The sequence below is a fragment of the Chimaeribacter sp. YP20170169 genome, assembly GCF_056739715.1.
In genome coordinates, this window is record NZ_CP176827.1 from 60,807 (window position 1) to 73,261 (window position 12,455).

Annotated in this window: 13 protein-coding genes; 9 read left to right on the forward strand and 4 right to left on the reverse strand. The window is 46.3% G+C overall.

Annotated features, from left to right (window positions below):
* Position 1: 1 nt before the first annotated feature.
* Positions 2 to 829 carry a sugar phosphate isomerase/epimerase family protein gene (locus ACK3SD_RS20815; protein WP_481128069.1) on the reverse strand — a complete coding sequence of 276 codons (828 nt, stop codon included), beginning with the start codon at positions 827 to 829 and terminating at the stop codon, positions 2 to 4.
* Between the two features lie 18 nt (positions 830 to 847).
* Positions 848 to 1,867 carry a LacI family DNA-binding transcriptional regulator gene (locus ACK3SD_RS20820; protein WP_481128070.1) on the reverse strand — a complete coding sequence of 340 codons (1,020 nt, stop codon included), beginning with the start codon at positions 1,865 to 1,867 and terminating at the stop codon, positions 848 to 850.
* A 398-nt stretch (positions 1,868 to 2,265) separates the two neighbouring features.
* Here ACK3SD_RS20820 and ACK3SD_RS20825 point away from each other — a divergent pair, with 398 nt between their 5' ends.
* On the forward strand, positions 2,266 to 2,406 hold the full coding sequence (locus ACK3SD_RS20825) for a hypothetical protein (RefSeq protein WP_481128071.1): 141 nt from the start codon (positions 2,266 to 2,268) through the stop codon (positions 2,404 to 2,406).
* A 695-nt stretch (positions 2,407 to 3,101) separates the two neighbouring features.
* Here the strand turns inward: ACK3SD_RS20825 and ACK3SD_RS20830 are convergent.
* Positions 3,102 to 3,698, reverse strand: a complete 597-nt coding sequence (locus ACK3SD_RS20830) for a recombinase family protein (RefSeq protein WP_481128072.1) — start codon at positions 3,696 to 3,698, stop codon at positions 3,102 to 3,104.
* Positions 3,699 to 4,354: 656 nt separating this feature from the next.
* Here ACK3SD_RS20830 and ACK3SD_RS20835 point away from each other — a divergent pair.
* The 7 genes from ACK3SD_RS20835 to ACK3SD_RS20865 all read left to right on the forward strand — a co-directional run bounded on the left by ACK3SD_RS20835 (position 4,355) and on the right by ACK3SD_RS20865 (position 9,763).
* Positions 4,355 to 4,654 (forward strand): AbiTii domain-containing protein, encoded by a 300-nt coding sequence (locus tag ACK3SD_RS20835; RefSeq protein ID WP_481128102.1) that lies wholly within the window; start codon positions 4,355 to 4,357, stop codon positions 4,652 to 4,654.
* 752 nt (positions 4,655 to 5,406) lie between these two features.
* The gene (locus ACK3SD_RS20840; protein WP_481128073.1) at positions 5,407 to 6,336 is read left to right on the forward strand and encodes an AbiTii domain-containing protein; all 930 of its coding nucleotides are present in this window, start codon (positions 5,407 to 5,409) and stop codon (positions 6,334 to 6,336) included.
* A gap of 152 nt (positions 6,337 to 6,488) precedes the next feature.
* Positions 6,489 to 7,451: a lysozyme inhibitor LprI family protein gene (locus ACK3SD_RS20845; RefSeq protein ID WP_481128074.1), complete on the forward strand. Its 963-nt coding sequence runs from the start codon at positions 6,489 to 6,491 to the stop codon at positions 7,449 to 7,451.
* A 228-nt stretch (positions 7,452 to 7,679) separates the two neighbouring features.
* Positions 7,680 to 8,474, forward strand: coding sequence for a hypothetical protein (locus tag ACK3SD_RS20850; protein ID WP_481128075.1), 795 nt, complete (start codon positions 7,680 to 7,682; stop codon positions 8,472 to 8,474).
* Positions 8,475 to 8,767: 293 nt separating this feature from the next.
* Entirely contained in the window at positions 8,768 to 9,055 is a 288-nt protein-coding gene (locus tag ACK3SD_RS20855; RefSeq protein WP_481128076.1) for a hypothetical protein, read from the forward strand.
* A gap of 87 nt (positions 9,056 to 9,142) precedes the next feature.
* A complete protein-coding gene (locus tag ACK3SD_RS20860; protein ID WP_481128077.1) occupies positions 9,143 to 9,289 on the forward strand; it encodes a hypothetical protein in 147 nt (48 codons plus the stop codon).
* A gap of 51 nt (positions 9,290 to 9,340) precedes the next feature.
* Complete coding sequence (locus tag ACK3SD_RS20865; protein WP_481128078.1) at positions 9,341 to 9,763, forward strand: hypothetical protein; 423 nt, start codon at positions 9,341 to 9,343, stop codon at positions 9,761 to 9,763.
* On the opposite strand, the gene ACK3SD_RS20870 is transcribed toward ACK3SD_RS20865, so the two are convergent.
* Entirely contained in the window at positions 9,760 to 10,302 is a 543-nt protein-coding gene (locus ACK3SD_RS20870) for a ProQ/FINO family protein (protein WP_481128079.1), read from the reverse strand. The two genes, ACK3SD_RS20865 and ACK3SD_RS20870, sit on opposite strands and share 4 nt — an antisense overlap.
* 319 nt (positions 10,303 to 10,621) lie before the next feature.
* On the opposite strand from ACK3SD_RS20870, the gene ACK3SD_RS20875 reads away from it, so the two are divergent.
* Positions 10,622 to 12,157 (forward strand): hypothetical protein, encoded by a 1,536-nt coding sequence (locus ACK3SD_RS20875; protein WP_481128080.1) that lies wholly within the window; start codon positions 10,622 to 10,624, stop codon positions 12,155 to 12,157.
* Positions 12,158 to 12,455 lie beyond the last annotated feature (298 nt).

A 12,455-nucleotide genomic window follows, 5' to 3' on the forward strand; every position in this document is an offset into this window, starting at 1 on the left:
ATCACGGTAAAATACAGGCTCTCATGCTGTCGATGCAGCCAGCGGCAACATCCCACAGATCGTGCTCCCAGTGGCGCGGGCTGAGTAATTCAGGTGACCAGACGCCGTCATAACCTGTGGCTTTAACCGCCCTGACCCAGGCTGGAATGTCGACCTCGCCTTCTCCTGGTGCATAATCACGTTGCACCCACTCATCCCAGGCTTCACCCTGGCGTGCAGGGCGTCCATCGCAGAAATGTACGCCATAGATCAGTGAAGGGTCCATGGCAGCAACCTCTTCAGGGCGAGTTTTGCCGCCGGCGTGCAGGTGCCAGAAATCGATGACTACGCCAACATTGTCTTTGCCGGTTTGCTTAATAAGTGCCAACGCCTGTTGCAATGAGTTGAAAGCGGTAAACGCCACCACTTCAATCTGGAAGATGATGCCGAGCGGTTTGCCGATGTCGGCAATGGCGCTAATGTTGTCACGCAGGATCGCATTCCTGCGCTCCTCGGAGAGATGATCGAGCTCGTTCAGTGCCATGATCTGCACCACCGGACAATCCAGTTCTACTGCTGCGCGGCAAATTTTTTCCGCCTCAAGCAGCATTTCAGCTCGCTCTTCGGGCTGATGGCGACCAATACGCTTCAGTGCATTCAGACAGGTGATTTCTACCTGGTATTTCGCCATCAACTGGCGATAGGCAGCAAAACTGCCGCCATTCTCCAGATAGCGGAACAGATGTTCAGGCAGCAATTCCAGTCCGGTGTACCCTGTTTCCTTGGCGATACGCAGCTGGGTCACCGCATTACTGTGCCAAACAGATACTCCATGCAATGCAAACTTCATCTCTCCTCCTTGTCCATTTCACATTTTCAGGTGGGAACGCCTGATACGCAGCTCACCATAACGCCACTCCCCTTCTTCCGTGGCCTGCTCTTCAGTCAGGCGATTAAGCGCCTCACTGATAAGTCTTTCTGTGTGCTGACTGTAGCTGGTCAGCTGCCAGGCTGGCGCACCGGCTTCATCGATATCATCAAAGCCTACGATCGCGATTTGTTGAGGCTGACCGGATACCTGTAATGCTTCCAGCGCACCAAGTGCCAGGATGTCATTCTCACAAAACAGCGCGTCCACACGATCCGATGGTGGTACGGCGTCCAGGTAATGCATCATCGTCTGGTACGCCAGCGTACGATCGTAATGGCCAGCAGTAAGGTGCAGATCCAGCTGTTTACCGGCGGCCATGAGCCCATCACGGTACCCTTCCATCCTCAACAGATGATTAGAGGGAGTATCTGGGCCTTTCATATAACCGAATCGCGTAAAGCCCTGTGCAAGCAGTAAATCTGCAATTTCACCACCTGCCCGATAGCCATCGATGTTGACCACCGCGATCCCGGCGTTCTCTGTATTCCGGCCTACTTGCACCAGTGGGATATGGTGAAAGTCATGGGCAATATTGATCAGCTCCTCGGAAAGAACCGTACCGAGAAACAGAATCCCATCGACTTGCAACTGGTCGGCCATGTCCATCACGGAGCGATAATGCTCACCGGCGGTGATGTTTAGCAGTAGGGCCATATAACCGCGAGCCTGCAACTGCCGGGTCACGGCATCTAGCATCAGCATTGAATGCGGGTTTTTCAGTTCATCAATCGCTACCCCAATGATGTGCGTACGCTTTTGTGAAAGGCTGCGCGCCAGTAAATTGGGGCGGTACCCCAGCGCTTTTGCGGCAGCTTCAACCTGGGTCCGTGCTTTATCAGAAATAGAAGCGCCTGGGGTAAATGCCCTGGACACTGTCCATTTAGAAACGCCCGCTAACATTGCCACATCGCTGGCCGTTGCTTTACGATGCGATGCCGTTCCATCTTTTTTCTTCATATATTCTGGGCTTATCGTCTATGTATTCAGTTGTCTACATTGAACGTTAAACACATCAGAAAATAAACCTCTCACGTCGCTTGATATGTCTGCACAAACCAGGATAACAAGCGCGCAACAATGATGTTGCAATTATGTTGATCTTTGCACCCGATTGCAAATTCTTTTTGAAGGAGTGTTTTTTATCTACCTTTGTTTTTTTAATGCTTTTTTAACAATAGCTTATATTGAAAAAGCGGCTCTATATCTTTCCGCACCTCTGGGGGATTATTCGGCAAGAGTTTACCCTACCGCACCTTGTTAAGACGGTCTGCTCCAGATGAGATGGGCCTGCCAATCATCAATCCGATACTCCCTGCTTTGTTGTTCCCAAGAAAGGCACTGTCCAAGACATCATAGTGCTGACCACCCAAGGCGACGTGCTGCCGCTGAACCCGGAGCAGGCTTCCCTGCTCGGCCTAGCCTTGGCCGCCAGTTGGTACAACATGCGATTGTGTCTGACCATTCTGGTCGGTATGCAGGGTACCGACGCGCTTTAGCACTGTGCCTGAAGCAGCTTGCGCCGTCACCATGTCCGGATTCTGCTGGAACTGCTTTATACCCTGAAAAATTAGCCGCTCATCCTAAAAACCGGAAATGTCCATCGCCCGGATCTGCATAGGAAAACTTAATTCAAGCCATTGATTTTAATTAAATATATAATTTCCTTAAGGGTGTTCTTCTTTCGACTTTCGCTTTAGAATCCATTCATCAGACCCTGTCACTTGCTCAGATTGCGTTTTTTTAGCTCCATCTCTCAGCATATTCACTGTGCTACCCAGGATCTGCTTTGTATTTTCGGATCTGCCGCGAAACAAGAGAGAGGAGACAGGGATCAAGCTATGCGCATTCATCAATTGAATAAGTTTCGTAAGCTGTATCGCAGCGTCAACACGACTACACGACATAATTCTAATAATTCAGGTGCTAAGATCGCTGGAAGCACAATCGTAAAAGAGTTGGAGATGAGCTGTTGCCAAAGCAAGAGACAATGCACTGTGAGCAGAAAAATGGTCGGGACTACACACCATTATTTTTTTCTGATTAAACAGATTAGTAAACCGTCGGATAAATTATTTAACAAAACATGTGGTTGTCTTGATACTACCGATGACCTGCTCCCCGTTGATTCATACACCGCGATGTTAGCAACGTCCGCTTTTGGCACAAAGCGGACATGCACTCAAAGAGCCGCTCACGAGCGAGTATCAGCGTCTTCCATTGTCGCTTTTACTCTGAGGATGGTCTGCCGTGTGGTGTTAAATTCGCGGGCGATCGCACTAATACTCCTCCCTTCATTAAGACGAAGGAACACCGTTTTCTTCTGTTCGTCATCCAGAACAGGCGGGCGGCCAAAACGCTTTCCAGATGCCTTAGCCCGCGCAATACCGGCATGCGTACGCTCGAGTAGTAGATCGCGTTCAAATTCAGCGACCGCAGAGATGACCTGCATGGTCATCTTTCCGGCCGGACTGGTGAGGTCTACCCCACCTAGCGCCAGGCAGTGTACCCGTATTTCTGACGCTGAAAGCAGCTCAACGGTTTTTCTGATATCCATAGCATTGCGTCCAAGGCGATCCAGCTTGGTTACGATTAAAACGTCACCATGCTCCATCCGGTCAAGCAGGCGCATAAATCCAGGACGTTCAGAAGCCGCGACTGAACCACTGATGTACTCTTCAATGAGTCGCTGGGGTCTGATGGCAAACCCGGCCGCTTCGATCTCCCGACGCTGGTTCTCGGTATTCTGTTCAAGGGTCGATACCCTGCAATAGGCAAAAACTCGTGACATGGCGTTATTTTATGTACGAAACAGGTGTACTTATTATAGAGCATGTACGAAAACAAAAACACTAACTTTCGGACATGCGTTAACTCATATGTACGAAACCGGTCGTTTTCGGACGGCATAAAAAATTCAGTTAAAGTAATAGCAATATTATAATTGAGCTTATATTTTCCAATTAAATAATAATCAATGTAATTATTTAATTTACACCTATAACATCATGGTATGGTTTTGCAACGCAAAAGATTAGCTGACTGCTACCTCATGCTGACCTGACGCACGCCTGGTCTGAACAGCTTAAAAAACACTTTATCAACTATGGTACGGACGAAAAGCTGGCACACTTACGGGGACTACGGGCCAAAAATGCGGATCGCCGTATCCAAGCCTTCAGGGATGATGACCTGCCGTTCCCCTATGGCCTGTGGCGTTGGTTTCTGGTGCTGACCGGCCAGGTTAACCAGGAAACCATCCCTGTCATGGGGTTCTTTGTGGATTAGACGCTCTCGCTGGCCCGTGCCTTGTCTGCCTGGCGCTTCCTGTGCGCCAGCTGCTTCAGGGCGTACTATCCCTATCATGGCCTTATACCGGCACCTATACTTAACTAGCAGCAAGAACAAAAGCTGACTACTGTTTTCGTCAGATCGGCGGCAGGTGAACTGGAAGCTGGCGCGGCAGACAAAGGGACTCTGACATTTCGTCTTCTTACCGAATATGCCCATCGTCTACAGGCTAGTCAGCCTGAGTTTTTACGCTTTGACCTCATTAGAATCACGAGTTATCACACCATGCTTAACATTGTTGAGCAGATCCGTAATCGCCTGCATGAATGGTCTCTTGAGCTAGAACAACAAGGAATACTTGGAGAGGACTTACAATTTTCACAGCAGGATAAAGAAAAGGCTCCTATGACAACGAACAACTTTAATTTCAACGCCCTATTAATAATGCCGGTGTGATAGGCGCTGATAGTCATGGGTTTTCCCAGAAAAACATGCAGAATATCTCAGCAGGCGACTTTGACGCACTGCAGGCCTGACTTGAGTCCCTGGACTTTAAGGCCGAAGACGTCCAGGAGCTGAAAGCCACGCTGGACAACGAGCTGGTGCCTGCATAGCCCGGAAACGTGCTGCCGAAAGTATATGCCTGGCTTGGCAAAGCCAGCGTGCGCGTGCTGGATGCGGGTTTGGATAAAGCAGCACCTTTGCGATTGAGGCTATCACCAAATATCTCGGTGCCTGATCGGTTCTCATCTTTTAACTGCTCGACAAGCTGGCTTTCTCTGTCAGCCAGGTAGCCACTTCCCAGTACATCGGGCAATCTGGAAAAGCTTTGCCACGATATCGAGGTGGTTAAAAATGTTAAGCCAGTCCGGTTTTTGTCTGTTCATTACGAGTCTCCTCTGGTGTCAGCCTGATAATTCTGGCGTCACGACGCTGGCTAGCGGAAAACTTTTGCCATCTGCTAGGCGGCTCAGGTCAAATGCGCACACATCCGCCTACCATCGAGTATTCCCCCCACACGCCGGTATCCCTATCCCCTTGGCACCTCAATCCCGTCAATACGGCTATGTTCCCGGAAGAGGCTGGCGCCGGCCTCAATATAAAGAAGTAAAGAAACTCATTATGAAGAAACTCTCGTTAAAATTTAATTCCATTATGCGACGTTAATAGATAAAATGTATGTCTGGCGATACACCGAGCAATGCCTGATGAAAGATTCTCCTGTATTAAAACTTCAAGATATGGCTGGTTCAAGCTCTACCAATATCGAAGATTTGCTATCGAGGGCAAAGATGATATCGGTGAAACTTGGATTAAACGACATTTCTAAATGGCTCGAATACGAGTTAAATGGATATCCTGATTACGATTGTTTACCTGATTATCGAATCATTAAAGACTTACCAATCAGAGCCTTCAACCCTTATGCTGGATGGATACCATACCAACTTGGTAACCTTCATGCTCAGCATTCAGACATATATGATTCATTAACCACGGTAAGATTAAATAATCCCGTATGCATGCTGGCTGAGTTTGCTAAAAGCGAGTCTCAACTTTACTCAGATTTGCCCGCACCTCAAACGGAATATTTGCAAAATAGCGCCAATATAAATTTTAGATTATGCTGGAGCATTAGTCCAACACAGCTTACTAAAGTTTTATCAAATGTTCGTTCCAAAATATTAGATTGGGCATTACTGCTTGAAAGTAAAAACATCTATGGTGAAGGTTTACTGTTCTCCCCGGAAGAAAGAAAAGAGGCTCAGAGCGTGACTAATAATATTATTAACAATAATGGTAATGGTTTAACCGTGATTGGTAACGTCAACAATGATAAGAGCATTGTTGGCGGTACGGTTAGCAATGTACAGCAGCAAAACATGAGTAGTGACTTTAGTGCCCTCGAACGCCAGCTCAAAGAGCATGGCATTAGTGATACTGATATCCAGGAGCTCAAAGAGGTCGTAGAACGGCTACCTAAAGTAGCCTCTAAAGAAGATGTTGAGAAAGGCTTTGGCTCATGGATTGGTAATATGACGGGCAAAGCATTTACTGGCGCAATCAAAATTGCTGGAGCAGCGGCACCTACACTGTTAACTAACTATCTTTGCCATCATTATGGTATTCCGGTTTAAGACTTTCAGCAGCAAACAGAAAGATATGCCAGTATTAGTCCTCCGTAAGTAGGGGGGCTAACTAGACACGACCCAGGTTTCGACAGCCCAGAGGCAACGCTCTGATCGCCTGTGGATATATATAATCAACCAATTTAGGTAAAGTGTTGAAAATGCCAAAACAGACAAAATCAGGTATAGACACACAGATATTAGAAATTCGCTCTAGACTACCATTAGGCAAAACTGAGTGGGTACGCTATGACGCATTAAATAGATTATCAAGCTTACAAAAAACTTTAAAGCAGATGCGAACCCCATTTAATGATGAGTTGTTGAAACATTTCCCAGTAGCTTCAATTGCAACTCTTGAAGCGTACTTTCGCTCTACAATTGCTCTCATTGTTAATGAAGCTGGAGGAGAATACCTCAATCGTGGTTTAGGATTAGTAGGTGAAAAACTTAAGGTTATTGACATCATTCCAATGATTCATAATAAAACGATAACTTTGGGTGAGCTTATTGCCTATAGCTTACCATTTAGTTCTATAAGGCACTTAGTAGAACCATTTGATAAAATACTTGAACTAAATATAAAAAATCTTGCGGAAACCATTGTAGATCCTTACTCTTTCAGCATGGATTATACAAACAATAATCCTATTATTTCTAATGTACCGAACCTCTGGAAGGACCTCCACGACACTTTCACTGCCAGACATATTTTAGCACATGAATTAGCGTCTCAATATGTAATAGACACCACTCAGGCAACCAAAAGCATTTCCTGCTCAATAGATTTTATCAATTTGATAGATGCCATATTGATGGTAACCATATGGAAAGATAGGCCAATTACTCAGGCAGGAATGAATGAGCTTGCCTTCGACGAATACCAAAAATCAAGAATAAAACTGTGCAAGGCATTGAAAGTAATTAGGAGTGAGCTAGACAAACCTAATAAGCACATTTTCAACAGACTTCATTTAGAGTGGAACAAGTGGGCATTAAAATGGAGTGAATTTAGTGCAGCACGATTTGAGGGAGGTTCAATCCGTCCTATGATTTTTGCTGAAACTGCACGTAAAAATATAGAAAAAAGAATAGCACAAATAGAGGAATACTCTCCTTATTAAAACATCTTTAGATGCGACAGACATTACTTTCCGTTTATGACTCCAGCCGCGCGCGATGTTTAACAGATACAATGAATTTAAAGGACAAGGCATTGAGCGTACGAAGAAAACCAGCCTTTCAACCAAACTGAAACTGTCCTTATCAAGAATTTATTTTCGTTGAGTTTTAGTAAAGAATTACGGGCAGTTTGATAGCAGCCTATCTCAGGGTTCAAAAAAGGATGAAAAATGATATACGATTTAATCAAACCTGGAACTTGGATAACTCAGACTAAAGATCTTGATAACCTAAAATGTCATAAAATACAAAGCACCATAGATGTAATGGTGGACGATTTCTATCGAGCACATATGTCTTTTATGTTATTCCAGGATGAACTTGCTGCTCCCATAAAAGAACTGGCATCTGCTAGCGTTGTTATGTCAGGAAATATTTCCGCGCAAGCTTATGATAATGTCATCAAAAAAAGCCTACCTTTTGATCATTCGCACAAGGATGCATTATTTGAGGAAGAAGTAAGATTGAAGAGGAAAAATTGGGAGTCCGGATATTTACCTCGGCAGTTATCAACGACGAGAGTAAAGATTTATGGAGATTCATTTGTTAGCTCATTGGACTTCTTAAGTCAGCACAGTAAAATATTAAAATCTGAATGTGAAGACGCTTATGATATTAGTGCGGCGATAGAATTTTACAAAACTAAGCTCCCAGTGCTAAGAGATGTAAGAAATACAATCCAACACTTTGAAGATAGAAGAAAGGGTATTGCTCATAGAGGGCGCGGAAAAGTTGTTAATATGCCACCGACAAAGGAAATTAACATTCCAGGCATGCATATTGGCCCTGAGAATATGGTTTTTGGAGCTATATCAGGTAATAGTTATGGTTCCGTTGTAGCCAATGGTGGTTATGAGCAAATTGACATATCAGATGACACTATGAAAACTGCTCAGCAATTCATGCAGATGATTATAGATTCTTTTGATTGGTATGGTCCTAAAAAACATCTACCTGCATTTTAGAAACTTTATTCAACGTTGCCCACAACTCCACAATCGAACCCTGGCTGCGTATGCAGCCAGGGCGCTCCCATTCGCCAGCCGGCTTGGCGGCCCGCTGGCTTCACTGGCTTTTTCTCATGTGGATTTGTGGACAACCCCACCTAAGGATTCGCACTCGGATCATTAAAGGTCAAAAAAATCACACAAAATGAACAAATAACTACCATAATAGGCTAATTTAGCCTATTATGTATCTACGGGGGCGCTGAAAGCCGCTCGTTCCTGAGAGGGCTATGCCCCCGATAAGGGATCGAATGAAACTTTCAGATGTGGCCACCATTCGCACGGACTTTCCTGAGGCAGATTTCTGGTTAGTACGGCGAGGCTCTTTAAAAACGGTAGGCAGTGTGACTGACACGTTCAGCCAGGAGCACATCGGCATCAAGGTGACACGGACAGATATTCTGTTGGTGGATTACCTGAGGTATTGCCTGATGCATCTTCATGAGCAGGGCAGGTGGGAAACGCTGGCGACCGGGACATTGAGTCTGGTGAACATCCGGGTTTCAGACGTGAAGGCTATCGGACTGAAACAGCGCTAAGGAGAGGGGGCTTGCCCCCCTCCCTCACGCCCGGCATAACGCGGCAACGTTGTGCCAGGAGCGCGCCACTGTTGCGAAGGAGCTGTCATGACGCAGAATGAAATTATTGCATTCAGTAAGCATCTGGTAAAGCGAAACACCCGACGGCGGCCGGTACGTATCCCGGCGCTGAACGGTTATCAACTTGATCTGCTTTTGCGATCGCTGGAACGCCTGCGCGGCTATCACTCGTAGGCCCGTCCCTGCCTGCCTCCGGGCGGGCAGGGCTTTTTTACAGGAGTAGACATGGATATTGACCTGCCCGACATGCCCGAACAGCGTCGGTTTGTATATCAGCAACGCGTGGAAGAGAGCTGCGCCCGGTTGCGCAGGAACCTGGAGGCGCCGCACGTGGACGCCCTGCCAGGCTTTGACGCATCACGGTATGGCACCGCCCACCTGGCCACCCAGGACAGCGGCTGGCTGCCGCCCCATGCTGACCTGGTGCATGCCTGGTTTGAGCAGTTTAAACACCACTTTCCCGACTATGGCACGGACGAAAAGTTGGCACACCTGCTGGGACTGAGGGCCAAAAATGTGGATCGCCGTATCCGGGCCTTCAGGAATGGTGACCAGCCAATCCCCTATGGCCTGTGGCGCCGGTTTCTGGTGCTGACCGGCCGGGTTAACCAGGAAATCATCCCTGTGATAGGGTTCTTTGCGGATTAGGCGCCCTCGCTGGCTCGAGCCTTGTCTGCCAGGCGCTGTCTGTGCGCCAGCTGCTTCAGGGCGTACTGATGCTCCCGCTCGCTCACCTCTCCGGCTACCTCGCCGTCAATGCCATAGCGGGGTGCACCTGCACGGGTGGCTTCCAGATAGTCTGTAGAGCGCACATAAGTGTTGATGCAGCGACGCAGCTGCTTCACGGAAAGGGGCAGGCTACGGGTCTGGTGGTCGTGGTGCATATCTTGGAAGATATGGATTTTGAGCACTGGCGTGGTAGTGTGGCTGAACAGAGCCGGCCAGTGCGTGGACAGCGTTGTCCGCGCCTGTTCCTCATCAATCAGGCGCAGCGGTTTACTCTTGTTCTTTTTCTTTTTGGGCTGGTCAGGTTGTGACGTGGCCGGACATGCCTGATCGCGTGTTGGCTTGTCCAGGGCGGGCGGTGTCTTGCGGTGTCTGAGGGTCACCGGTTCGGCGGTTTCCGGCACCGATGCTTCAACCGGTCTTTTTCGCTTCAGGGTCAGGATAGGGCGTTTTTCGCTCATGGATAAAATCCTCACTAAATCAAGCTTAAGCAGGCTATCAGACCCCGTCAGCTCTGTATACTTGTTCACTCCTCATTATCGCCGATGTCAGCTATGTGCCAAGAGCGGACGTTTTAGAGTGGAATGGCAAATCGGTTCTATCGCTACATCCCAAACTTTACTAACACTAGCTGTGTTCCTGAGACTTCTCAGTAACTGTCTATTGTCAACCACTTGTATACGCTGTAATTTATTGAAATAGGTATATTAGGTAGTGATTTCTCAGTTAACGCATCAGGTGTTACTGACTATTAGACGATTCCCTAACCAAGGAGTATGGATGGGCATTGAAAGTGAATTGATAGAATTCCTTGAGCGCAGCATCAAAGATGGTGCGAATAAGGCTAGGGATATTGAAGTCGTAAAATTCTACTATGGCCTAAATGAATCGCCTTGGCCCACATTAGAGGAAACTGCAAGTCGATTTGGTGTTGGTACTAGAGAAAGGATTAGGCAGTTACTAAATTCAAAATTCCGAGATAATGTCAGCCAAAACTCTATTCCATCGCTAAACGATTTTATTCAAACTTTGCAGTCCAGAGAATATTGGCAGCTCTCAGAGTTGGAAGAAGAAACTTATAATGCCGGGTTAGTCGGGAAGGAAAGCCATCTAAAGGGAATATTTAATCTAATTGAGGATGTAAATCTTGAGTGTGGGTTCGAATTTTACACCCCGGAGTTAAATCGAGCCACAAGAAACTCGATTGTAACTAGTAAGAACATATTCTTGATCAGGAATTCCAGTATCAAGAACATCGAAAAGTTGGTCAAAAAAGCAAAAGATCTCCCGGGTCGCTGCGGTATTGCAAACTTAAACTATCTAAAAGAAGAGATTGGTCAGTACTATTCGTTCATTTCATTGTTAATTGCAAGTTCGCCTACGTCTTGGGTTAGAGTGATTGGCGATGATTACTGGTATATTTTTGAGAATAGAGACAACACCATTATCAACTACAGCGAAAAGGTTTTTGGTGTTTTTGAAAACTGTGACCCATCTAGGCTGGCAGAGACATATAGAAATGCCCTTGATGGAAGGAGCTATAAGTATCCGTATCCACCTGCAGAAGTTATCGATGATTACTTAAGAAGTTCTATCTATATGGCTAACACTCATTCTGGACTGAAGTTCATTGGTGAAACTACAAAGCTTAATGAGATCGAAAAAGACTTAATATCTTTTTTTGACTCTTCCGGAAGCGCGTCATTTCCAACAATTTATAAATACTTATCGCAAAAAGGCTATGGTAAACCGCATATATTAAAAACTACAAATTTTTCACCATTAGTATATGTAGATAAGACCAAAGGTAGAAAACATTATATGTATAGCCTAGTTGGTTATCGAATTTCTGCACAGAATAACACCTCAGGGATGGATAAATATGAATTCTATCTTCGTAGATTAAGAGCCCTTCTCGATGTTGGAACGGATGAGACAAGAGAGCAGAAAGCAAGAAAAGAGCAGCATATATTACAAGAGTGGCTTTTTATGGATAAAACGCATGACACCTGCGCTATATGCGGACAAGAGTTCAGTGTAAAAACTTTAGTTACGGCACATAAAAAGCCGAGATCAGACTGCAATGATGCGGAACGCTTAGATCCATATATTGTTATGCCTATGTGTTTGATGGGGTGTGATTATCTTTACGAAAATATGTATATTTATATCGACGGTATTGAAATTAAACGTGGCCTGACGCTTTCGAATGCTAGGACTGAATCAAAAGTCATTGATGACCTCGTTGGGCGGAAAGTAGAACCAAAATGGCTTTTAGGAAATCAGTCTTATTTTCGTTCGCCTAACAAAGACTAGCAGTGAATAAGCCGCTGAAGGTGGTGTTATGCTCTAGGTGACCTGCTCCCCATTGCTTAAGACACCTCGATGTAAGTACACATTCCGAACGTCCGCTCCTCGCTCAAAGCAGAACTTACGCTTCGTTAGGCTGTTCGATGACAAAACAGCCCACGCAGACGCTAGCGCTAACCGGCGAAGACTAAAAGTAAGGGGTGCGGACCGGCTGCGGCAGAAGTAGGGTGGATTCCCATACATGGCCGTGCCGCCGCTACGGGTGCGGACCGGCTGCGGCAGAAGTAGGGCTGATTCCCATATA